This is a genomic window from Ruegeria sp. HKCCD7255 (assembly GCF_013031565.1).
Taxonomy (GTDB): Bacteria; Pseudomonadota; Alphaproteobacteria; order Rhodobacterales; family Rhodobacteraceae; genus Ruegeria.
In genome coordinates this window covers 1-23,068 of the sequence record NZ_WQAG01000005.1, presented here as the reverse complement: position 1 = coordinate 23,068, position 23,068 = coordinate 1, and the positions used below count along the sequence as shown (strand labels likewise).

18 protein-coding genes and 1 tRNA gene are annotated in these 23,068 nt (G+C 52.9%); 10 read left to right on the top strand and 9 right to left on the bottom strand.

The features are described from left to right. The first annotated feature begins 11 nt into the window (after positions 1–11). Positions 12–968, top strand: coding sequence for a hydroxymethylbilane synthase (gene hemC / locus GOX45_RS10815; protein ID WP_171100753.1), 957 nt, complete (start codon positions 12–14; stop codon positions 966–968). A 205-nt stretch (positions 969–1,173) separates the two neighbouring features. Here hemC and GOX45_RS10810 read toward each other — a convergent pair whose 3' ends face one another. From GOX45_RS10810 to GOX45_RS10800, 3 genes are read right to left on the bottom strand one after another with little or no spacing between them, the layout of a single operon-like run. Beyond that, entirely contained in the window at positions 1,174–3,423 is a 2,250-nt protein-coding gene (locus GOX45_RS10810; protein ID WP_254446003.1) for a CHASE2 domain-containing protein, read from the bottom strand. 39 nt (positions 3,424–3,462) lie between these two features. Further along, entirely contained in the window at positions 3,463–4,434 is a 972-nt protein-coding gene (locus GOX45_RS10805) for a FecR domain-containing protein (RefSeq protein WP_254446002.1), read from the bottom strand. A 27-nt stretch (positions 4,435–4,461) separates the two neighbouring features. Continuing rightward, positions 4,462–4,656 carry a hypothetical protein gene (locus GOX45_RS10800; protein WP_171100750.1) on the bottom strand — a complete coding sequence of 65 codons (195 nt, stop codon included), beginning with the start codon at positions 4,654–4,656 and terminating at the stop codon, positions 4,462–4,464. A gap of 78 nt (positions 4,657–4,734) precedes the next feature. Between GOX45_RS10800 and GOX45_RS10795 the strand changes: the two genes are divergently transcribed. From GOX45_RS10795 to GOX45_RS10785, 3 genes are all read left to right on the top strand, one after another. After that, positions 4,735–4,824: transfer RNA gene (locus GOX45_RS10795), tRNA-Ser, on the top strand. A gap of 147 nt (positions 4,825–4,971) precedes the next feature. Next, on the top strand, positions 4,972–5,367 hold the full coding sequence (locus tag GOX45_RS10790; protein WP_254446001.1) for an Arm DNA-binding domain-containing protein: 396 nt from the start codon (positions 4,972–4,974) through the stop codon (positions 5,365–5,367). A gap of 532 nt (positions 5,368–5,899) precedes the next feature. Further along, positions 5,900–6,049: a hypothetical protein gene (locus tag GOX45_RS10785; protein WP_171100748.1), complete on the top strand. Its 150-nt coding sequence runs from the start codon at positions 5,900–5,902 to the stop codon at positions 6,047–6,049. A gap of 406 nt (positions 6,050–6,455) precedes the next feature. Here GOX45_RS10785 and GOX45_RS10780 read toward each other — a convergent pair whose 3' ends face one another. Continuing rightward, positions 6,456–7,559: a GFA family protein gene (locus tag GOX45_RS10780; RefSeq protein WP_171100746.1), complete on the bottom strand. Its 1,104-nt coding sequence runs from the start codon at positions 7,557–7,559 to the stop codon at positions 6,456–6,458. Positions 7,560–7,941: 382 nt separating this feature from the next. On the opposite strand from GOX45_RS10780, the gene GOX45_RS10775 reads away from it, so the two are divergent. Genes GOX45_RS10775 through GOX45_RS10765 form a run of 3 tightly spaced genes read left to right on the top strand, consistent with a single transcriptional unit; the run spans position 7,942 to position 13,162 of the window. After that, positions 7,942–11,526, top strand: a complete 3,585-nt coding sequence (locus GOX45_RS10775; protein WP_171100744.1) for a PAS-domain containing protein — start codon at positions 7,942–7,944, stop codon at positions 11,524–11,526. Next, the gene (locus GOX45_RS10770) at positions 11,523–11,909 is read left to right on the top strand and encodes a response regulator (RefSeq protein ID WP_171100742.1); all 387 of its coding nucleotides are present in this window, start codon (positions 11,523–11,525) and stop codon (positions 11,907–11,909) included. Before GOX45_RS10775 ends, GOX45_RS10770 begins: the two co-directional genes overlap by 4 nt. Continuing rightward, on the top strand, positions 11,906–13,162 hold the full coding sequence (locus tag GOX45_RS10765; protein ID WP_171100740.1) for a response regulator: 1,257 nt from the start codon (positions 11,906–11,908) through the stop codon (positions 13,160–13,162). Before GOX45_RS10770 ends, GOX45_RS10765 begins: the two co-directional genes overlap by 4 nt. A gap of 514 nt (positions 13,163–13,676) precedes the next feature. Here GOX45_RS10765 and GOX45_RS10760 read toward each other — a convergent pair. Beyond that, a complete protein-coding gene (locus GOX45_RS10760) occupies positions 13,677–14,633 on the bottom strand; it encodes a helix-turn-helix domain-containing protein (protein ID WP_171100738.1) in 957 nt (318 codons plus the stop codon). A gap of 106 nt (positions 14,634–14,739) precedes the next feature. Here GOX45_RS10760 and GOX45_RS10755 point away from each other — a divergent pair, with 106 nt between their 5' ends. The 3 genes from GOX45_RS10755 to GOX45_RS10745 are packed head-to-tail and all read left to right on the top strand — an operon-like array spanning position 14,740 to position 17,416. Next, positions 14,740–14,895: a hypothetical protein gene (locus GOX45_RS10755; RefSeq protein WP_170380012.1), complete on the top strand. Its 156-nt coding sequence runs from the start codon at positions 14,740–14,742 to the stop codon at positions 14,893–14,895. A 14-nt stretch (positions 14,896–14,909) separates the two neighbouring features. Then, positions 14,910–16,583, top strand: coding sequence for a sulfatase-like hydrolase/transferase (locus tag GOX45_RS10750; protein ID WP_171100736.1), 1,674 nt, complete (start codon positions 14,910–14,912; stop codon positions 16,581–16,583). A 47-nt stretch (positions 16,584–16,630) separates the two neighbouring features. After that, complete coding sequence (locus GOX45_RS10745; RefSeq protein WP_171100734.1) at positions 16,631–17,416, top strand: hypothetical protein; 786 nt, start codon at positions 16,631–16,633, stop codon at positions 17,414–17,416. Between the two features lie 636 nt (positions 17,417–18,052). Here GOX45_RS10745 and GOX45_RS10740 read toward each other — a convergent pair. The 4 genes from GOX45_RS10740 to GOX45_RS10725 all read right to left on the bottom strand — a co-directional run bounded on the left by GOX45_RS10740 (position 18,053) and on the right by GOX45_RS10725 (position 22,654). Continuing rightward, the gene (locus tag GOX45_RS10740) at positions 18,053–19,369 is read right to left on the bottom strand and encodes a DUF1214 domain-containing protein (protein WP_171100731.1); all 1,317 of its coding nucleotides are present in this window, start codon (positions 19,367–19,369) and stop codon (positions 18,053–18,055) included. 122 nt (positions 19,370–19,491) lie between these two features. After that, positions 19,492–20,556 carry a DUF1254 domain-containing protein gene (locus GOX45_RS10735; protein ID WP_217350378.1) on the bottom strand — a complete coding sequence of 355 codons (1,065 nt, stop codon included), beginning with the start codon at positions 20,554–20,556 and terminating at the stop codon, positions 19,492–19,494. Positions 20,557–20,636: 80 nt separating this feature from the next. Further along, complete coding sequence (locus GOX45_RS22100) at positions 20,637–21,581, bottom strand: transporter (RefSeq protein ID WP_254446000.1); 945 nt, start codon at positions 21,579–21,581, stop codon at positions 20,637–20,639. Positions 21,582–21,682: 101 nt separating this feature from the next. After that, a complete protein-coding gene (locus GOX45_RS10725; protein ID WP_171100728.1) occupies positions 21,683–22,654 on the bottom strand; it encodes a helix-turn-helix domain-containing protein in 972 nt (323 codons plus the stop codon). Between the last annotated feature and the right edge of the window lie 414 nt (positions 22,655–23,068).

Genomic DNA, 23,068 nt, shown 5'->3' with positions numbered 1-23,068 from the left:
AAGCTTGATCCATGACACTGATCCTACCCGATCCCGCTTCGCCGTTGAAAATTGGCACCCGAGGCTCGCCGCTGGCGCTGGCACAAGCCCACGAAACACGCGATCGGCTGAGCGCCGCGTTTGATCTGCCAGACGACGCCTTTGAGATCGTGGTCATCAAAACCACTGGTGACAACCGCGCGATGATCGATGCGGACCGGCCGTTGAAAGAGATCGGGAACAAGGGTCTTTTCACCAAGGAAATCGAAGAGGCCATGTTGCGCGGCGACATTGATATCGCCGTGCATTCCACAAAGGATATGCCGGTCGAACAGCCCGAGGGTCTGGAACTGGATACGTTTCTGCCCCGCGAAGATGTGCGCGATGCTTTCATCTCACCGCGTTTGGGCGCGATCCAGGATCTGCCCAACGGTGCAACAGTTGGGACCTCTTCGTTGCGCCGCCGGGCGCAACTGCTGAACCGTCGCCCCGACCTGAATGTTGTCGAGTTTCGTGGCAATGTGCAGACGCGCCTGAAAAAGCTGGCCGATGGTGTAGCCGATTGTACGTTCCTGGCTATGGCCGGGCTGCGCAGACTAAAGATGGATGACCTTCCCGCCACAGCGATCTCGCCCGACGAAATGCTGCCGGCGATTGCGCAGGGCACAATCGGGATCGAACGTCGTACAGACGATAAACGCGCAGCCGAGATGCTTTCTGCGATCCACCACCCCGAAACAGGATATCGCCTGAACGCTGAACGCAGCTTGCTGGAGGGGCTTGACGGATCTTGCGAAACCCCAATCGCTGGCCTTGCTGAACTGCGCGCGGGCCAATTGACCTTGCGTGGCGAAGTCCTTCGCCCGGATGGATCAGAAGCGATTTCCGAACAGATCAGCGGGCCTATCGAAGACGCCGCCCAAATGGGCCAGCACCTGGCGGCGACGCTGTTGAGCAAGGCCGGTCCAAACTTTTTCGATTGGCGATAGAAATAATTTTAACCATCTGTGAACTTCGTCACTGAAGAGCTGTCACATTTCGTGCAATCTGGGATTGTACCAGCCAGGAAGTGTTGTCTGTCTCAGAATATCGAGAGTTTAGACCGGTTTTGTTTTAGCAGGTAATCGAGGGGGCGAGGCAGGCCACCCGGGCCTGGCACGGCGGGTCGCTGCACTACGGTTGCAGTGACCCGTTCTATTTTCGTCTGGCTTTCCGGTTTGTCATGTTCTTACCGCTGTTGTGGCTGAACACTAGCTTTTCAACCGACGCTCTAGACCGGAAGTCTGCCGTCCGATTGGGAACGCCATTATAGAATTGGAACAGGCCAGGCTCGACTTTTTGTCCAAGGCTTTGACATTCAGAACAGATTTCACGAATTATCTGACGTGGTGCACGGACGCGTATGGCATCAATCAACTGCTGGTGCGCGTTTGCCAGCGCAACAAATTCAGCTGAACCCTTCGTCTTGTTATCACCGACCAGAATGTAGACAGCTTCCGGCTCGCTTTTTCCTTTCAGGTCGATATAGCCGGCTTCCAGCATTGCCAAACGGTCTCCGACCTTGCGCCGGATCTCGGTGGAAAGCAAAATATCATAGTCAACATGACGACAGTTCTGTTCGATACGCGCAGCGACGTTCACAACATCACCTATAACGGTATAGTTGAATCGCTTTTGCGACCCGATATTTCCGACACAGGCGAAACCTGCTGCGCACCCGGTCGCCAACGCTATCGGAGGGTTGTTCTTCATGATGGGTGAGGCGTTGAACCTGGCCAGAGCCTGACGCATCAGCAATGCGGCCTGCGCGGCGCGCAACGGATGATCGGGCACCGGCAGGGGCGCGTTCCAAAACGCCATCACCGCATCACCGATAAATTTGTCTATTGTTCCCCGCTCGACCAAAATCTGATCGCCAATCTCTGAGAACAACGCGTTCAGGATCGCCACAAGATCGGTGGCCGACACGGCCTCGGACAAGGGTGTAAATCCCCTTATGTCGGAAAACATCACCGTTATGTCCTGCGTCTCGCCACCCAATTGCAGGCTTTGCCCACTGCTTTCCAGCTCATCCAGAATTTCCGGGGCGACGTAGTGCGAGAAGGTTTGCCGGATCATCCGTTTTTCACGCTCGGATGAGATGAACTGATACCCTACAAGCAGGCCAAAATTCGCCATCCCCCCGATTAGAGGGAAAGTGGCATCAAACAGCACAGCCTGATTCTGGAACGCCATCCAACTGATTGCCATTACGGCAGCGGCCGCGACGCCACCCGCGATGAAAGACGCCACCGCCCCAAAGCTGGACATAACCACCGTGACAACGACCCCAAGCGCGACAAACGCAACCAGTTCCAACGCTGAGGTTACATCGGTTCGATGCAGCATATCGCCCAGCAGGATCTGTTCTATGATCTGCGCGTGGATCGAAACACCAGGAACCGACTCGCCCAACGCCGTCTCGCGCATATCAAAAAGCCCGGCGGCAGAAGTACCGACCAGAATGATGCGACCCTCGATCTGATCGCGCAGAGCGGGATCGTCCTCCGTTTGCATCACATCATGGGCAGACAGATAGAGACGCGGGTCATCGCGCCGATAGCGCACCCAGATCTCACCGTTCTCGGTCGTCGGTAAGGTAAAATCCCCCAAGCCAACACCCAGCATGATCCCGACTTCATCCATTGCTCCGTCGGCAAACAAGACAGGCTCACCCAGCGCGACCCTCAGCGCTTCCAGTCCGAGACCGGGTAAAACACCGTCGGGACCCGACCACAGAACTGGCACTTTGCGAACGACACCCAACCCACCCAATGGTGAAACATTGACGCCTCCGATCCCCGCAGCATGATCTGCCAGAGGTGGGGCGAGCGTTGTCCAATGGGGTGTCGAGAAAAGCCCGACACTTGGCTGCTCGCCAATTTCGACCAGGCCCATTTTGGGCACAACGCCCTTGCCTCCATCGGTGAGCCGAGCAGCTACACCAAGAACGACGGGAAGCTGCTCCATCTTTTCGGCAAATACCCGATCGTTGTCCAATCGCGCGGTTGAGTCCTTGAGGCTCAAAACACCCGCAAGGGCCGGGTCTTTGATCAGCCGAGAGGGCGAATACCGATCAGGTTCGGCAAACAGCATGTCAAAGGCAACCGCAGCGGCGCCGTAGTCGCTCAACCGATCTACCAGCTCTCCCAATTGGGTTCGGGGCCATGGCCATTGCCCCGACCGAGCCAAAGACTTTTCATCGATATCGAGCACTCGCACCGGTAAATCCGGTGTAAATTCACGAGGTGAAAGGCGCTGTAGAATATCAAAGTAGGTCAGGCGCATTGCCCGAACAGGGTAAGGATCCATCACGCGAATGAAGCAGCCAAACAGTATCAACCCCAACCCCACCAGCTGGAAAGCCAGACGACGGGCATTTCGTTTTCTGATATTCGGGGTCAACTTCGCCTCCGATCCGAGACATCTGCCGGGATGTTCCCTTTAACCCGGCTCACTGATTGCTTCACTACCTAGTATTTCCGCTCCCGATTCGCGCAATTCATCGGCCTCGCTCTTGCGCGGCTCTCCCTCTCGTTCCTCACTTTTTTCCTCACGCGGCTCTTCGCGAGGTTCTTCTCGCGGCTCTTCGACAGTTTCTGGCTGAACTGGCTGAGGCTGCGGTGGCGCTGGCGGGTTGGCTTTCCGCGGTGTTCTTGCGGCACTTTTGACCTGCCTCGCCTGCTCTCGCGGTGGCGGTGGTGCTTGCTTAAAGTCGGATTTCGGTCGCACCCTCCTCAGGGCCGTTTGCTCGCCTGAGCAACCTTCGACTTCAACGCGCAGAGAGCTTTGCAGTTGAGCTTGCGATTGAATGAACGGGAAGCCTCGCTTCAGAGCCGCATCATATTGCGCCTGATCCACAGGTCGTCCGACACCGCCACCTCGCCCCGTAGCGAACAGGCTGCACACGCGCCCTGTTGCACGGCAAGAACCACCCGCGCTGCAGATCTGAACATTGCCTTGCAAAACAACCATCGCGCTTTGGGCGCTCGACGCGACCCAGATATCAAAGATTGTACCACGCACCGCCATGGTCGCCGTTGGGGTCTTGATCTTGTAGGCGCGCTTTCGGCTTTTCCCCGAAATAAAGCGAAAGCTTCCGCCAAGGGCCTGAACGGTGAAGTTTTTGGCTTTTTGCCTGCCACGCAACATCGTTACATCAAGAACCATCTGAGCATTTGGGCCGATGGCGATTTTGGTTTCGTCTACAAAAACCAACTGAACCAACCCGTTGCGATCCGTAGAGATAGCATCACCCGGAGAAACTTCCATTCCTTTTCGTAAGGTTTCAGAGGCACCCGAACGCGTGATCTTCGCGCCCTGCTTTACCTCAATAACAGTGCCGATATTCGCCAAAAGTTGCGACGGCAAGAACGAAAGAAAACAAAAAACAAGAAACACTTGTACCCAAGTCAAACGCAGCCCCTTCCCCCAAAAGGATCTTTATTGGCGCTTCGCGCCGCTGCCCTGTTGCCCCAGCAAGTCTTTTTTAAGTTTACAAAATATCCCCAAATATGCGCTAAAACATATACAAAAAGCAAGGGCACGCGCCGGCTGAGCAAAAGCCTGTGCCTTTTCGTTGCTTCGTTTTTCCTCAATACCCTTCGCGTCCAGACCCCGTGTCAGCAACTTGGGCACCATAGTCGGACAGAAAAATTCACCTGCGCCGGAAAATCGCCTTGTGTCCGGGGGACAGGCAAGGATATACCCGCCGGCGGAGACGTGGCCGAGTGGTCGAAGGCGCTCCCCTGCTAAGGGAGTAGGCGGGAAACCGTCTCGAGGGTTCGAATCCCTTCGTCTCCGCCACCAACCTATTTCAGTGGATTGGGATGGCCTGTCTACCATGCACTATTCTATTAAATAATAAGCGCTTTCTATCTCATAGTATTAGCTTGAGTTTTGTTGACTTCTACCTATTTTATTTCGTTGAGTGGTATATTTTGTGGTATTTTCATGGCTGCGCTCAGCGGGAAGCTGACAAAGAAACTGGTAGAGAATCTCGGCCCAGGTCGGCATGGCGACGGTTCTGGCTTGTACCTTGTTGTTGATCCATCGGGTGCACGGCGCTGGATCGTGCGCGTAACAGTCAAGGGACAGAAGAACCGCAAGGGCGCACCGCTGCGCACGGATTTCGGTTTGGGTGGCGCGGATGTGGTCACATTGAACCAGGCGCGGGAAAGAGCCCTCGAATACCGGCGAATGGCGAAAGCCGGGTTGAACCCTCGCTTCAACGCACAACGCGAAATCCCGACCTTTGAAGAACTCAGCCGTCAGATTCACATTGACCGCCTGCCCACATGGAAGAATGCCAAGCACGGCCAGCAATGGCTCAATACCTTGCGCGACTAGGGGTTCATGAAGTTATAGAGATACGGGTCGACCAGGTGATCGGATCAAAGAACCCGCGTTACCTGCTGCACAAAGGGAAAGAGGAGTTTGGTAGCGCGGGGTGCCTCAAACAAAGGATAGCCGGAAAGTAGGCCAATTCTCGACGCTGGGTCTGTGCCAGATGGACGCAAGGCTATTTCCGAAAACTCAATTGTGACCAACCGGACCGCCCATTTCCGGTGCGATCGGCAAGGGATGGTCTGGTGGCTCGACACCATGCCGTTCTAACCATTCCAAAACTTCACCGCATTGCGACTAAAGGGATGGTGCGTTGCGGTATTCATGCAGCATCTCCAACCGGCATTTCAGATCGAAGGGAGTTGTTCTAGGCCATCTGCGCATGACGTATGTTCATATTGTGTTCTCAGGCAAGTAAAGACAAACTGTTGCCCAATTCCTTAACTTTACCGCTGCAATGCAGGTACCCAGACACATAAGAAAATGGACTTCGCTTATCTTTTTTAGCGGATTGGCGACCGCCTTCTGGGTCGGAATGCATTTCGGGGTTGACCACACCGGGTGCAGGTCAAACCATTGCTTTATCCAAACGCTTCAAGAATGGGTGGATGACGGTTATCGGCCCTATGTCATCGTCGGTCTATATCTGACCGCGATGTTCAGCTTTCTGTGGGATCATCTTTGAGACACTTGCAACGGCCGTTGGGCAGACCATACATAACGCAATCGAACGAAAGGCTAATGTGCGATGGACGGGTTAGTTAGTTTGTTATTTCTCATCGTCTTAGGCGTTTTTGTGATCTGGCTTTATATCCTTCCGATCACAATGGCAGGACAACGCAACCGATCCGGTTTGATATGGTTTTTGATTGGTCTGGTCGGATCGCCATTGTTGGCAATTCTATTGCTGCTGGCTTTGGGTGACGCACCAGAACAACCTACGATTTGACGGAAGCCAAAAAGCGGCGACAAAATGTGTTGTTGTCTAGGGTTTGCGCCATTAGCGATTAACTGTTTAGTGCCTGCTCTCAGCTCAGAGCAGTCGCTCACTGCGTTCCGTTTGAATGAACGCTCTGCGGACAAACCTGCCGTTATTCACTGTCCTTTGCGGGATCAATCTTCTTTCCTTCTAGCCTGTTAGCAACGCGATCCTCTGAAAAAGGTGGAGTTGGTCCGGAGCTTGGTTCACCCACAGCAACCCAACGGGATGACATCCGCGGATCTTCTTCTGTTCTAATTCTGGGTAAGTCGTCATGTATGTCGACCCAAGGTATTTGACTTTCGACGCCATAGTGAAGCTCAGGCGGAAAATCAGCTGGATTGTCGAGCGTCCCCACACGGATCGAATAGTATCCGATGTCTTTGATGTCGGTATAAATGCTAGTCCCGCAATTCCTGCAAAATGCGCGCTCAGAGAGCTTTGAAGAAGCGTACAAGCCCGGTTCTTCGCCTTCGAACGTCACATTTGGCTTCTCGAAAATCGCCCATGCATTCAATGGCGAACCAAGAGCCAGTTGACAGTGTCTGCAATGGCAAAACCCAACAGCGACTGGCAGAGACCAAACCTGGTAGCGAATTGCTCCGCACAGACATCCGCCTGCAGTGACTGGTTCTCGTTTAGCTGCCGTGAGGAACGGCCAGCCAATCGGCTTGGTCTCTTCTCCTGCAGCCGTCAAAGTCGAACGATAAGCTCGGACAGGCTGCACAATGTTTTTTAGTTTTCGATGACCGAGATCTACAAAGGCATGCTCAATTTTGTCTTTGACCTGATCAAACACGCTGCCCGAGATACAAAGCTCACCTGGTTTGGCAATTTCTTGAAGGCGTGACGCCTGATTTACGCCGTCCCCAAAAATGTCATCGCCAATGACAACAATGTCGCCAATGTTTACGCCGGTACGAAGAGTTATTTTCAGGTCGTCGGCTATGTCGGCTTCCCGTTCCGCGATGACTTTTTGGACTTCCAACGAGCAGGCAACCGCATCTACTGCCGTTGGAAACTCAATCAACAGGCCGTCTCCCATTGTTTTAACAACACGCCCGTCATGTGCTGCGACCCGGCGCGAAACGATACCGTCGAAGCACACTCCAAGCCGTGCTAGGGTTCCCTCTTCATCAATTTGCATGAGACGCGAGTAACCAACGACATCGACCGAAACGATGGCCGCAAGCTTTCTGATCTTAGGCTTTGGCATCTCGGCAGGTTACGTCAGATTAGAGAGCTCGCATAGTGTGCATTGTTATCAGGGGTGTTTATGATCTTGCGTGAAGACTTAGCACACAAACATGCGCTTTGCGGCCATCGTGCATTCGAAGCGGTCGTTGTGCAGATCTAGGCGAGCGTCTGTGTAGCGGACAAAGCGGACTTTACGGGGATGTCGTATCTAACGCACGTGACCTAAAGGCTGGTGGAACGGGTTGGTCGGCTTGGCAAGCTCTGGAGCGGCAAGCTACGTTACCCTTTGAATTGCAGGAACTTTCTACAATAGCTCGTGTTCTCTAAAACCAAGCTTCTACGGTTGATTTTTTGACTCCACTCTTTGACTCAGTCATTCTTCTCCAGGGGGGGAACGCGATATGAATGGCGCTGACCAGAAAAGCCAAGCAGACAGGTACGAAGAAGGTATAGCGCTTCTGGATGTTGGTGTCGGCATATTCGATGACGCACTCCGACTGGTTTACTGCAACCCCGCATTTCGCGAGATGCGACGCTACCCACAAGAGCTCTGCCGCCGTGGTGTTAGTCTAGAAGATTTGCTGCATTTCAACGCCGAACGCGGAGATTTTGGCGCGGGCAAAACTAATCGGCTAGTGGCCGATCGAATGAATGAGATTGGTGCCTCTGGTGAGCGCGCGCTCGAGCATGAGATGGCAGACGGGCAGATTCTAGCGATCAGCTATCGCAGAACGGCCTCTGGAGGAACGATGGTCACCTACCAGGACCGCACCGCCGAACGAAAAGCAGAAAGAGCATTGCGAGAAAGTGAGGAGCGCTACGCGCTTGTTTCAGACGCTGCGGAAGAGGCAATCTACGATTGGCACATTACCGACGACCAGTTTTATGCGTCCCCACGACTTGAGACTTTCCTAGGGCTTGAGACCGGTCCTAGGGGAGAGAGAACGTGGGTATGGCAAGACATTATTCATCCCGACGATTTGCCCTCTTACTTGTCAGCGTTGGAGGCGCATATATCCGGCAAGAAGAAACGATGGGAATGTGAGTACCGACTCAAAGTAGCCAGCGGAAAGTGGCGCTGGGTATCGGATCACGGCACCTCGATTCGCGATACTAACGGCTACGCGACGCGTATGGTGGCCGCAATTCGGGACATTACACCCAAGATTGAACGGGATGCAGCCCTTGCCGCAAGTGAGGAAAGATACCAGTTGGTCACTCAAGCTACCAGCGATGGAATTTATGATTGGGACGTGACCAACGATGTTCTGTTTGTCTCTGCTGACCTGAACGATCTACTCAGTTTGGACGAGGCCAATTCATCTTCGACACGATGGGCCGAGCAGATCCATCCGGATGATTACGACGCTTATGTCAAGGCAATCGTTAACCATTTCAAGGGCGGGACTGATGCCGTTGAATGTGACTACCGGCAGAGGGCGCGTGATGGCGGTTACCGTTGGGTTCACGACCGAGGCGTTGGTGTGCGAAACGCCGAAGGCCGGGTCGTTCGGCTTGTCGGTGCCGTGCGCGACATAACTGAAATCCGGGATGCACGGGAACGAATTGCCCGAATTGAAGGTCGGCTACTCGGAGCAATTGAAACGATCGCCGATGGTTTGCTTTTGGTGGGACCTGAAAATCGCGTCGAGTTATTCAACGACCGCTACGTCCAGATCTTCAGCGACGCCGCTGGCGGCGCCGATTTGAGCAACCTAATTTATGAGGGCCGCGAATTCTTCGACATGATCCGCAACGGCTATGAGCTTGGGATGTTTACCGAACATCCAGACGGCGTTGACGGTTGGATCGCTGCCCGCCGCGTCGCTTGGGAGAAGCCAAAGGCGAACTGGGAACTAGAGTTGGGCAACGGTGTGTGGATCATGCTCAACGAACGTCGCCTGCCTGATGGTGGCCGCATCATGGTTTACAACGACATAACCGAGTTCAAACGCAGGGAGGCAGATGCGCAGGCCGCACGGCAGCGGTTTGAGGACGCAATTGAAGCGATATCGTCTGGTTTTGCATTGTGGGATGCCGAGGATCGGCTAGTTGTATGTAATGAGCGCTACCGCACCTACATGAGCGAACTCGCCGACAAGGTCGTACCCGGCGTGAAATTCGAAGAGATCATCGGTGCCGGCATCAAGCGCGGCCTATTTCCACTTTCCGAAGGAGAAGTAGAAGGGTATCTTGAGAGAATTGCCGAAAAACGCAAGAAAGCCTCGGGCGAACCACGCGAACAGCTAGTCGCCGGGTACTGGCTGCAGATTACGGATCATCGCACTTCGGATGGTGGCATCGTCTCGATCTATACCGACATTACCGAACTGAAGACCAAACAGCTGGAGATCGAACAACAATCAGCGATCCTCGAGTTAACAATGGAGAACATGGGCCAGGGGATTACGCTGGTGGATAAAGAGCTGCGCACAATTGCGTTGAATTCGAAATTCCTCGACCTCATGGAGTTTCCTCGCGAACGCTTTCGCCCCGGATTCACAATGGAAGAGGCATTTCGGTTCAATGCTGAACGAGGGGAATATGGGCCGGGCGACATTGATACCCAAGTGCGCGAGCGGGTGGAACTGGCCGCAAAATTCTTACCGCACAAATTTGAGCGTATTCGTCCTGATGGTACGGTGATTGAGATTATCGGCAACCCTATCCAAGGTGGCGGCCTAGTTGCAACTTACACTGACATTACGGACCGCAAACTCGCTGACGAAGCACTGAAAGCGGCACTGGCAGAATTTAACGCGGTCATCGATCACGTCGACTATGGAATTCTGTTCATGGGACCGGATTTACGTGCGCGTATAATAAATCGGGCATTTGCACGAATTTGGAACATCGATCAGAAATTCATCGACCAGCGACCAACTATGCAGGAGCTGATAGAGTACAACAAGGGCACAGGAGTCTATGATGTCGCGCCGAAGGACTGGGATGACTGGCTGTCCATGCGGGTCGAGGCAATACGGGCAGGAAACATGCCACCGGGCGAGTTGTGTCGGGCTGATGGCATGACTTTGAGTTTCCAATGCGTGGACCTGCCGGATGGCGGTCGCATGCTGACCTATTTCGATATCACCGAACTAAAACGGCGTGAGGCGGAGATTTCCAACGCGCGTGATGCGGCTGAACAAGCCCTCAACGATCTGCGGCAAGCCCAAGAACGGCTCATCCAGTCCGAGAAGATGGCCAGCCTAGGCCAACTTACTGCCGGCATTGCCCACGAGATCAAGAACCCGCTGAATTTCGTCAATAACTTTGCCAAATTGTCTGGTGAGTTGTTGGAAGAATTACACGAGATATTAGAACACCCGATCGCGGCTCTGGAGGAAGAGGATCGCGAGGAAGCTAAGGACCTATGGCAGACAGTACGCGGCAACTTAGGCAAGATAAACCAACACGGTCAACGTGCTGACAGCATCGTTAAAAACATGCTTCTGCATTCCCGTGAGGGGCCAAGCGAGTTGCAACGTGTTGCACTAAACCCGATCGCAGAAGAAGCGCTGAACCTTGCCTATCACGGTGCTCGGGCGGAGGATTCCAGTTTCAATGTCGAAATACGAGCCGACATTGATCCCGACGTTGGCCAAATCGATTGCTTTCCGCAGGATTTGATGCGTGTTTTTCTTAATCTCATCAGCAACGGCATGTATGCGGCCAACAAACGTAAAGACGCGGAAGAAGATGACTTTTCACCGACGATCTGGCTATCGACGCGAGCCAATGGTGACCGCGTCAACGTCACTATTCGCGATAATGGTACGGGCATTCCAGAAGAAATGAGGGAGAAAATTTTTCTACCGTTTTACACCACAAAACCCGCGGGTGAAGGCACAGGGCTCGGCCTTTCGTTGAGCTATGATACCATCGTCAAGCAGCATGGTGGAACTTTGACTGTGGACAGTAAGCCAGGGGATCACACAATTTTTGTCGTTTCGGTCCCGGTCCATTCTCAGGGGGACCTAGCATGACAGGACAAATTCTGATGGTAGATGACGAACCCGACGCACAGGACCTGATTCGACAAAATTTTCGGCGGGAGATACGAAGAGGAGTCTACAGTTTTGGGTTTGCCGGGTCTGGCGAGTCCGCCTTGGACGCAATAAGTCATTCGAAAGAAGAAGTAATGTTGGTGCTTTCGGACATCAACATGCCCGGCATGTCAGGAATCGAGCTTTTGCAGGAACTGCGCGCTCGCTGGCCTGAATTACCGGTTATGATGATCACCGCCTATGGTGATGCAGCGACCGAGGCGAAAGTCCGGGAACTGGGAGCGGAACAGTTCCTGACCAAGCCCGTCGATTTTGTTGAACTGAAAGAGCGGCTCTCACGATTTGTCGGAGATGCGACGTGACGCCGCCACGCATTCTTGTTGTCGATGACGAGCCCGACCTTGAAGCGTTGATTTCGCAAAAGTTTCGGCGTCGCGTACGCAAAGGGGAACTCGATCTATTGTTTGCTCATGACGGCAAACACGCCCTCGAAGTTCTCAAAGAGAACCCTAAAATAGATATCGTCCTTTCCGACATAAACATGCCCAGGATGGATGGCCTCACTTTGCTTGAGCGGTTGAGCGAGATGGAAACTGATCTGCAAACTGTTATGGTTTCGGCCTACGGCGACATGAACAATATCCGCGCGGCTATGAACCGCGGGGCTTTCGATTTCGTGACCAAACCGATCGAGTTCGAAGATCTCGACCGGACCATTGCCAAGACGCTGGAACACCTTGAGTTGCTCCGCCAATTGCGCACGGCCCGTGATAATGCCGAGCAAGCGAGATTGACGCTGTCACGGTATTTCTCTCCTACGGTGGTTGAGACGTTGTCGCGTGATCCAGAGGCAATAGAGGCCAAGGGCGAGCGCCGCGTAGCAACCTTTCTATTTACTGATCTGGCCGATTTCACTCAGCTGGTAGAAAGCTCGGATTCCGACCTGATCGTCGAAATTCTCAACGAATACCTAGATGGCATGACCCGAACAATCTTTTCGCACGGCGGAACAGTCATGAAAATCATAGGCGACGCCATCCAAGTAATATTCGGTGCGCCAGTTGACGACCCGGAACATGCCGCGCACGCGGTGGCCTGCGCCTTGGCGCTCGACGAATTTGCCCAAGGTTTTCAGAAGAAACTACTGGATCGCGGCATCGCGTTGGGAGACACGCGCATAGGTGTGAACAGCGGCGGTGCGATCATTGGCAATTTCGGCGGCAAGAGCTATTTCGACTATACAGCGTATGGCGATGCTGTGAACACTGCGGCAAGGCTGGAACAGGCTAACAAGACGATAGGGACGCGCATCTGCACTTCGGAAAGTGTTGCCAAGGGGATCGACAACTTCTCTGGCCGCCCAATTGGAAGACTCTTGTTGAAAGGCAAAACGCAAGCGGTGACCTGCTATGAACCCTTGTCAGAGGCGCTTGTCGACAGCGATCAAGTGAGAGATTACAAGGCGGCGTATGAGCTGCTAGAGGCGAGTGACCCCAAAGCGCGCCAATCCTTTGCGGCGCTTTTGGTCGAGTGCGAAGACGACCCCTTGATCTTGTTTCACCTTGGTCGATTGCTGGCCGGCGAAACTGGTGTAGACATTGAAGCAGTGGGTTGATCGCCAAACCTGTCCCAACGTCATTACCGCTAAACAACCATGATAAGGCTGCCCAACACTCGCCGCGAGCCGGTCGACCCCGACCCAACAATAACAAAAGGGTTGCCTATATCGGCGGCAAGAACTGCGATTATGCGACGTTTCATAGACGAGCAATACCACACAGCTTACTAACCAGCGCATGTCCACTTCGGGCTCTTAACAGTCTTTCGCTGCGGAGCTTCGCGCACAATTCTAATTAACGACAACATTGGGCTCGAAGCAGACCTTCGCTGCAATTAAGTCGAACGACTGCAATGCGGACTTTGCAGCCATCCGCATCTTTACTCCAAAGGACAGCAGTCAGCCCGAAGCGGACCTTCAAAATCCGACTTTGCAATTCTCGTGTTGCGGACAAGTTAGGCCGCGTACTGCCAAGGTCTCAGCGTCGCTAGCCACTGAACTCTGACAGTGGCTCCGCAACTACAATTGCTTAACACAAACTTTGCGCCAAAGACTTTTGCCAAGCTCTGTTTCAGTTCATTTTGCCTGACAACGTTTGTGTCGGCAGTTGTGCAAAGAGTGCTCTGTAGTCTCGCGCGAACTGACCCATGTGCCAAAATCCGTAAGCGTTTGCGATGTCCGATATACTCTCCTCTGGCGAGCAGGATACCAGTTCATGGCGCACAGCACCGAGACGGGCTCTTAGATAAAACTGCTTGGGGCTCACCCCATATGTTTCCTGAAACGCGCGACGAAGAGTGCATGCGGATACCTGAATATCTGCACATACTTCACCGATTGAAACGTTATCCATCAAATGGGCCCGCATGAACTCAACGGCTTGTTGTGCTAAACGGGTTCTATTTTTACTGTTTCGCCGATCACTCCATTTTTCGCCTACCACCAGCATTTCCAGAAGCTCAAAGATCATATCACTTTCTTCACTATCAGAGCTTGGTCCGGCCGCTGATCCAATTAGAAAGCGCGCTTTGTTTTTGACTAAGGAATGAAGCTTGCCAGCGTCGCTAACGAAAGATCTTAAAGCATCATTTCGCACGGTGCTGATATCAAGACCGCAATCGTCGGCGATCCGTTGAGCCCTTCGGATGTCGATGCCAAAGGTCAGGCCTGTGAGCGTTGAATTGCTCACGCCTTCAAAAGGGTCTCCGCTACCAAAATTCATCAGAGCGGTGTCTGAGGGTGAGCCGTTAAGCCAAGTCCGTACACTCCCTTTGTCTGGTAAGCCAAACGCTAGAATGTCAGGGCGAGAAACACCGGTTTGGTACACAGCCTTATCAAACGACAAGTCAATCATTTGAAGGTCAAGACCTGCCCAAACGGATACCGAAGAGTTCATAGTTCCCTCTTCAATTTGGCGTAGCTCGACGTCCCATTGGGACAGCTCGCGGAATTGCGAAGGGTCCTGCAAAAAAAGTGTGTTTGGGGCGCAGGTTTTTTGGGGGGCTGATCGTTTTTTGATGTCGTCCATTCCGCCCCGCAGGTAGTTTTCATGAAATGTTATTCGAATATGTAGGCTTGGACAATTGCAAGACAAAGCAGACAAATCGAGAGGGAAGAGGTTCGGACGCCCATCGTTGCCTGACGATACTGCGCGCACCGAACGCGTCGTAACGCTGCTAACCAAAAGCGAAAAAGAGTTGTTGCGCTCACAGGCTGAAGACAGCGAACTCTCCCTTTCAACTTTTTGCCATCATCTGATCCTTGAAGGTCTGAAAACAAGTAAATCATGAAACAGGGGTATCTCATGAAATCAAAACTGTTCCTCTCCGCGCTGGTCTTTGCCGGCTCCGCTATCACGGCGGCAGCTCAGGACAGCAATATCGTGCATGATGCGGAATACTATGTGCTGAAGCAGCAAAACGAAGCCGTTTGGGTCGAGAACGACGCACAGGTTGACCAACTGCTGGCCGGTTTTCGTGAGAAAAACGGAGGGAACCCTCCAAACATCTTCTACATCCTTATTGACGATATGGGTTTTGGCGACATGGGTATGCCCGAGATGAACGCGATACGCGGGTATTCGACGCCCAATATCAACGCGCTCGCAGAGGAAAGCATGCGGTTTGCGCGGATGTACACCGAGCCGTCCTGTACACCGTCGCGGGTCGCCTTCATGACGGGTCGCCAGCCGTATCGCAATGGGATGGGCGATACGGCCGTCGATATTTCAGGTTTTGGCCTTGCCGATGAGGAAGTCACAATTGCCGAAGTTCTGAAATCCGTAGGCTACAACACCTCGCATGTTGGCAAATGGCACATGGGCGACATTCAGGAATCTTGGCCTACTTATCAGGGCTTTGACTACGCCGCGTTCCCCATCCATCAGCAGGGCCAGTTGGCCATCTTCAACGAAGATGCAGCCAAGGAAGAAATCACCATGGCCATTGGGGAAGACAACTACAACTCCAAATACACGCTGGATGATTGGTTTCGCCCTGATCCGGGACACATGATTACCGGCCTTGAAGCTGTTATTGGCGGGGAGGTCCGCGAAGTCCATATGGAACCGGGTGAGAAATGGACCCAGGACAAATACAATGAAATGAACATCCGCTATCAGGCACAGGCGATGGAACAGTTGCGCCTGCTAGCAGAACGGGATGAACCGTTCTTCCTGCAATACTGGCCGCTTGTCCCTCTGTCGACAACGCGCACGACGAGAGAGGCGTTCACGACACCCAACGGCGGTACATTCGTTGAAAGCATGGAAGAGCTGGATGAATGGATCGGGGTCATTCTGAACGAAGTCGATGCGCTGGGGCTTAGGGACAATACCCTGATCGTTTTGATGGGCGACAACGGTCACTTCACCAAATATGCCCCCGGCAGTGGGTTTTCGCCGCTGGTCTTCCGCGGCGGCAAGGCCGATACGTCTGAAGGAGGCGTTCGGGTGGACGCGTTCGCCCGCCTGCCCGGCTTGATCGAGGGAGACTCGATTGTATCTGACATTATTCATATCTCTGATTTGTTCACGTCAATCGCGCGTATCGGCGGAGCGATGGATGCCATCCCCCGCGACCGGATCATTGACGGTGTCGATCAGACGTCCCTTATGTTTATTGGCGATACGCATGGGCGCAGGGATCATGTACTGATCTACTCGATCAATTCGCTGAAAGAGGTGGTAAAGGAACACATCAAACTCAAAGTTCCGGCCAAAGGTGAAAATGCTATCGTGGCCAAGTTCTACAACCTGTTCCGCGACCCCCGCGAAGAACAGAGCGTATCGACCGAGATCGGAGCATGGGCTGGACATGAGTTTAACCGCATTATTGCCCGCCACCTGAAATTCAAGGAAATGTACCCCGATCAACCGGCCGCGACTGGACGTCCCTATGAAGGTATCGTGAACCTTCGTCCTGAAACCGTCGCAGCGGTGGATGCCTTTGTCGCCAAGCGGGACATTCAGCCCGACTAAAAGGTGAAGCTGATAAGAGTAATGCAAGCCCCGCATCAGATAATGATATGCTTGATGTGGGGCTTGGCATCCACAACAAAAATTCTGGAAACAATATGAAAATCCGAGCGCTTGTCCTTGCATTGGCGACTGGCATCGTTGCGGCCCCAGCAATCGCCGATGAAAACGCTTCAAACCCTTTGGCCGCAGTTAATAACACGGACATCCGGTATCAGTATTTTGATTTGGGCAACGGTGCTGACAAGCAGGACGCCTTTATAGATGGCGCATACATGCTGCGGCCTGATCTGAAACTGAAATATGAGTTGCACTACAACTCAACGGATGTGACTGGAACTCGGTTCACTGACTTTGAGAAATTGAGCCTCAAAGCGATCTATTTCCCGTCTCAGAGACCGCTCAACGAAACGTGGGCCATCAAGTCGGCCATTGGTCTGGAGTGGATACTGGACTTTGGCGACCCGGAAAAAGGGATCGGAACCGGGTCCGATCAAATTGCGCCTTTTGGCGGGTTCGCCTTTGCAAACACAAAATCAAGGCTGACGCTGATCCCATTGCTCCAGCATTTTGCTTCATACAATGGCCCGACGGACATAAACCAAACCGCGATGCGGTTGATTGCGCTACAACCGTTTGGCGATGGGTACTGGGCCAAGGCTGATATCAAAGCGCCATATGACTGGGAGAACGATGCTTGGCCAGCGACCGCTGAGTTCCAGATTGGCAAGAACCTCAGTCCTGGCATCGCAATTTATGCTGATTTCCTCATCGGTATAGGTTCCGACCGCCCCTACGACAAAGGTGTCGGCTTAGGTTTGCGTTTCAACTACTAGTTCACCCACACCCAACCTCGGCGAAGATCATCTATTTCACAGTCCAGAACTCTGTTCAGCCATTTGTTTTCTGCGTCTATCTTGACCCTTCCTGGAACTGCCTTGAGCCAATCCCTGCCCGCTCCGGGTCGGTAGGAAATAATTGGCGTCACGCCGCATCATTCTATCTGGTCGCTCCGCTCTGAACTTTGGGAAGATCAACAGTCTCTGGGCGATCCGCTGAGATGGATTTGAACCTTGAAACTGAATCCGTCGTTCGCGCTACTAATCCCCAGCCAGCGATGCTTAGGCCCAGAGTTCTGAGAAAAGAGACTTCTATTACGATCTGTACCCAAGACCTTGCAAAGTCCGCTTTCTGCGCAGTGCTGACATTTGTACCGAACGCCACTTCGGTCACTTTGGGCTCGATGCGGTCGCTCAGCCAAATTCATTGAACGACTGCATTGCGGACAAAGCCGCCGACCGCCAATGTAACCCTTAGTTCTGCTTTGCGGCCCGTAGCTGCCATACGCGAGCGGATTGGAAGGCTACGGTGGGTCCGGTCAAACCGGTCATTTGCTTCACGTGCAAGAAGTTTGCCCTGCCGAGCTGCAAAATAGCACATCGCTCTCACAATACGCGGAATTGCCAGTCACTTTACTCGGCTCGCTTTATGTTCGGAAGCACCCAACTGTTGTCATACCAACTGTCCTTAGGACCATAGGAGCGGAACCAGACCATGAATCCTTCATTCGCATTGGTTTCGATCCAGTTTCGTTCTGCAATGCTTTCGGGCTTGTCCGGCGAGAAGTGCAAGACAGCGGTTCCATCTTCCTGCAATTCCAAGTCGTCGGCGTAGGAATTGACGCCCCACTGAAAAGACTCATTTTGAACCATGGATCTGTACCGCGCATCGTAAACCGTGATTGACCAGAAATCCTTCGCTGGCGGGTTTGCGGGGATAGTTAGAGTGTAATGGTGTGCGCCATCAAGCCACTGACCAGCATCATCCTTGGTCGCAAAGATATATTGAGATCCGGCACCGGCGGGTGGGCGTGTCATAGCGACAGAATTGAACGTCGCAATAAATGACCAAAGCCGATGCTGGGAACTGGCATAAGTGCCGCTGGTTCGGCCATTGAAGTTCTCGTCGACGAAGTTGTTCGCCCACTGCCAATTGCTCTGTCCGGGCCATTTTTCCGCGTCTTTGTCGCGGTTGTTGTATCCCAATGTGCGCATGTTCCGGTCGCCGGCGATGGCGGCTTCCCTCAACAGATCCGCATCGACGGATCCGTCAAAAAATCCAAGATCATACAGATCGCTGTAAACCTGCATGTGCATTGGATTTGCAGACGGTCCGTTCAGTTCGAAGTATTGCCGGATCATCGCAAACACGTCCGTTTCATCGTAGAGCATGTCCATGAAGTGATCGTCTAGCTTTGCCGATGTATTGTAGAATGTCATTTCAGGTGGGTCGCTGGCATCTGCGAGCGCATATGTCCGGATTCTGGCCTGCATATCGCGGACGGTCGCGGCGGTGTCACCGTTCTCGACAAACCCGCGCAAAAGCCAGAGCATGGTGTTGGCGGGACAGACAAAATGGAAATAGCCCTCGGGCACATCTCCTTCGAAATCAGGCCCCGTGAACAGGTATTTTCCACCTTCGCCCTTGTCCGGACCGAAGGCGCCGATGTCTGTGATGTTCCACCATCCGGGTGCATTGGCCATCCCAAGCATGCCCTTGGGCACCTCAAGCACAACCGCGCCGCCTTGTTCTTTCAAATTGACCGGGTGGACCGCATAAATCGTTTCCGAATTTGCGGTCAGCACACGTTGGCGGCTGTCCACCGATGTTTCCATAATCCCGACATGTGTGGGCGATGATCCTTCTTCCAGATAGGCGTTGTAAACCGACAGAAATCCGACTTCCGGGTGCATACTGCTGTACGCGCGGATAAGAGTTTGCAGATCCATTTCTCTGTAGATTTCTGTTGGATCAAGCGGCGGGTAATATTCTGGCTCTGCAAAACCGACGGACCCGGAAAAAACAAATGCAGCACAAAACGCATTGAGCTTCGACATGATCGCGCTTCCCTTCAATTCTGGCGCGCGAGCTTCAGGTTCAGCAGATCCGCGGGTATCGGCTCCGTACGGTTGTAGAAACGTGACGTTATCGAAAACCCATCATCATTTTTGTCGGCGCGGTTTTCATTTGTGCCGCAAGCGTTCTCTGATCCAAATCGCAATGTAATCGTGGCGTCATCATTGGGCTGCGTGTTTTGATTGTTCAAAGTGCTGTTATTTGAGGCGATATACCCATCCAGACCATACACCTGATAGGACCAGAACCCGGACCTGTCGTAGTCAACTGGCGGCTGATTGATTGTCACGACGGCGCAATCGTTGCCAAACTCTGTCATATCCGCCGTCGTGCCGTAGGTCGCATAGCGCTCCAATTGGCCGCCCCAGCCGATGGCTGAATAGAAATTGTGGATGAACGGTTCTGTTTTGCCGCGCTCGTTGTAGCCTTTTTCGGTGCCTTGCGCGACGATTTCTTCCAAATAGGGCACGAAGGTCGCCTGCATCTCGCGAACAGCATCGATGTCCCAATCACGCATTTGCCAGGTGGCCGGATTGTCCCCGTTTGTAGCGCGGACCTGATCCTGCAGCTTGCCCGCTTTGGCATCTCCTTCCGCAGTTTGATCGGTTTGGGTTCGCAGAAGAATGTATACGAAATCTGTAACCGCTCGATCCTTAGAAATCCGGATTGTGCGTTCTCTGTCACCGTAGGCTTGGTACGTGCCGATGTCGCCGGTTTCGTCAAAGTCGTCTTCGCGAACGATGAAGGTGTCATTGTCGATGACGAGAGCCGACATATAGAGATCACCTGCGGCGGGTAAGGTGATCGTCAAGCCATCCGTGACATCGAAAAGTCCCCACGAATAGAGCGTATCCCGGTTTTCCCGGATGATATTCTGGTTCTCTACACTTGAGACCTGACGCATGTGGACAAAACTGTTGTCCCCGCCGCGGTCCAAGACCTCCTTGAAGTAAATGTCCGCCATTGCCGAAGAAAAGTTTTCTTCGTTTGGCTGCATCCCATCGGCCGTTGCAGAGTGCGCCGTAATCGCAAGAATTGAAGTGAGTATTATTCTTTTCATTTGTTACTCCTACGAGGTTGTCGATCGGAAATTAGATACTAGCCGTCATAGCCGCTGGATGGCTTAGTTTTGGGCTCCAATTATTTCGGAAAAAGCAGAGTAACCTGAATACGTGCGCCTAAACCCTCCGGTCCGCTTTCGGGCCCATCGGCCCAATATCGCAAACCACCCCCGATGCTGACTGTCTGCGAGCCCACTTGTACCACCTTGCTAACGTTCGCAATCACAGGAATGGACCACTGCTCGCCCTCCCAATCATATGTCGACTCGGTGGTAAACGTGAACGTCCACGCGTCAGGTGTTGTGTAGGAAACAAAGGGTTGCACAAATGTTTGGCTGATGTCGGTGTCGCCGTCCACATCCCAAATATGGTTGGCCAACCCGCCAAAGGTCCATGGCCCTTGTTGTTTCAGTGCGACGCCAGTAACGCCGGCGCCCCATTCGCCTAAGCCCAAAACATCATTGCTGGACGTAGGCAATAAAAATACAGGTCCCGCACCCCAAATCCAGCCGCCTGCGCTCGGTTGCTTTGGAGAGAAAAATAAGCTTTGAACCGTATCTCCGAGGCCGGTTTCGCTGTCGCCACCTGAGGGGATCCCATCAGTTGATACGATTGGTACAATGGTCCGAGATATCAGGTTCCAGTCTTCGGTGAGGTCAATGGGAATGACAGGCTGGATATTCAAAGTCCATCGAGAGCCACTGTCGTCTGCACCGATATTGGTGTCGTAGTTCAATTGAAACGGTACGCTGATCAACGCCGCGACAGGATTGGAAAGTTGCTTTGCGAGCTCCTCAGAACTTGCCTGCGCAAAAACCATCTTCGGGGCAATGAAGAATAGTGAAACCACCGCCATGTTCAAAACGAGAAGAACATGACGCCCCTTTGTGTCGGTCCAATGGCATGCATTGTTTCGACATACCGTTAATTGGTTGTTTTGCAACTCTCTCGCCTCGCTTTTGAGTTGTCCGAAAACTGAGCGACGCTTCGAAAGCACGCTTTCGAAAAACGTTGCCCAATCCAATTGATAACATCCCAACCAAGTGTTGGACCGCACTGGTGAACCAGACAAAGCGTGCGGCAAGCCAGGCTGTACGTCTATTCACATCGTGCCAAATTTGGATTTCAAGCTGACTTAAGCCGTTCCATTGCATAGGCTCGGGTCGTTGAGGGTAATTCGTCGTACATGTCTCGGTACATTTTCGAAAACCGACCTGGTTGATCCAATCCCCATTGGTGTGCAAGCAACGCAATCGACTGTGGTGACTCCGGGTCTGTCAACAAGTCTTGCCGGACGCGATTTAGACGCGTTTGCTGCACATAATCGTAAGGGCTAACGCCTGCAGTCCCGAGGAAGGCTCGAAACAATGTGCGGCGCGATGTCATCGCCGCGGACGCCAGTTCGTCAACTGAAATCGGCTCGTGCATGTGATCTTCAATGTAATCCCGTGCTCTCTTGAATATTCTCTGGTGCCCGGATTGTTTCCATGTTCCGACAACGCCTTCTGGCGCGCGTCCGAAATGGCTAACCCAGCATCGCACAAATAGTTCTCCTGCAACCACAAGAGCGGGGCCCGTTCTTAACGCAAGTTCTGATTGTTTAAGCGCCTGTCTAATGGTTTTGACAGTACTGGGGCTCAGAGAGTAAAGGGACTTCCCAGTTGTCAGAACGTCTGGATCGAGCGTCAAATCCTGCAGACGAGCCGCATTCTCCAGCGCATCCATCGAAAGGTTTACGCCAATGTATTCCGAGTCTTTGACGTAGATTGCATCATGGTCTCCACCTGGTTGAAAAACACCGACTGTGCCGGTTTCTATTTCACCGCCCCAATGCCGCGACCCGTATGACGTCTTTAAGCATGCGCCAATCGTCCAATCCGTTTCGGACAAAGAGCCGCGCAACGATACTTTCCCGATGATCCTGCCAGAACTGATTTGCATTTTTTCGGTTGCGGCGAAGGACAACTTTCCACCTATTCGGCCAAGAGAATACTGTCGGGCATCAAGCCCAGCCCCAAGCACAGCATCGCGCAGATCTTCAATCTGGTCGAAGTTCTGCGTGAATGCGTTTTCGTCGAAGGCTTCCAAGCGATCCATGCTTTCGTTTTTAATGGGGAGCTATTTGACGCTAGGGTTTTCCAGGCAATTTTTCAAGATTTCTGGAAGCTTCGGCGCGCCCTTCGAAAACGTGGGGTCCAGCCTTCAAAAAGCAAAGGGAACCGTATCTACACTCACATAGGCAGAAGTCCGAGCAGGTTCAAAAACCTCCACAACATGGAGTTACGCACAAGCTAAGGAGCCGAAAAAAGGAGCACGGTGAACACAGTTGATGCGTTCAATGAGATAGATCACCGATTTCCGGAGATTTTCGCTCCGAATGTACAGCGGAAGAGAACGTCCGCTTTGCCGCCGTTTCTGCCAAAATGTACATGCCGCAGCATCGATTACTTTGGGCGTATTCCGTTGAAAAACTCTTCCTTGATCGACTGATGAGTCGCTGATTCAATTCGT

Bases quoted from the DNA above. Each gene is read 5' to 3' on its own strand.
- hemC (WP_171100753.1), top strand. From the start codon at position 12: ATGACACTGATCCTACCCGATCCCGCTTCGCCGTTGAAAATTGGCACC.
- GOX45_RS10790 (WP_254446001.1), top strand. From the start codon at position 4,972: ATGGCTGCGCTCAGCGGGAAGCTGACAAAGAAACTGGTAGAGAATCTC.
- GOX45_RS10785 (WP_171100748.1), top strand. From the start codon at position 5,900: ATGCATTTCGGGGTTGACCACACCGGGTGCAGGTCAAACCATTGCTTT.
- GOX45_RS10780 (WP_171100746.1), bottom strand. From the start codon at position 7,559: ATGCCAAAGCCTAAGATCAGAAAGCTTGCGGCCATCGTTTCGGTCGAT.
- GOX45_RS10775 (WP_171100744.1), top strand. From the start codon at position 7,942: ATGAATGGCGCTGACCAGAAAAGCCAAGCAGACAGGTACGAAGAAGGT.
- GOX45_RS10770 (WP_171100742.1), top strand. From the start codon at position 11,523: ATGACAGGACAAATTCTGATGGTAGATGACGAACCCGACGCACAGGAC.
- GOX45_RS10760 (WP_171100738.1), bottom strand. From the start codon at position 14,633: ATGGACGACATCAAAAAACGATCAGCCCCCCAAAAAACCTGCGCCCCA.
- GOX45_RS10750 (WP_171100736.1), top strand. From the start codon at position 14,910: ATGAAATCAAAACTGTTCCTCTCCGCGCTGGTCTTTGCCGGCTCCGCT.
- GOX45_RS10745 (WP_171100734.1), top strand. From the start codon at position 16,631: ATGCTTGATGTGGGGCTTGGCATCCACAACAAAAATTCTGGAAACAAT.
- GOX45_RS10740 (WP_171100731.1), bottom strand. From the start codon at position 19,369: ATGGATCTGCAAACTCTTATCCGCGCGTACAGCAGTATGCACCCGGAA.
- GOX45_RS10735 (WP_217350378.1), bottom strand. From the start codon at position 20,556: ATGAAAAGAATAATACTCACTTCAATTCTTGCGATTACGGCGCACTCT.
- GOX45_RS10725 (WP_171100728.1), bottom strand. From the start codon at position 22,654: ATGGATCGCTTGGAAGCCTTCGACGAAAACGCATTCACGCAGAACTTC.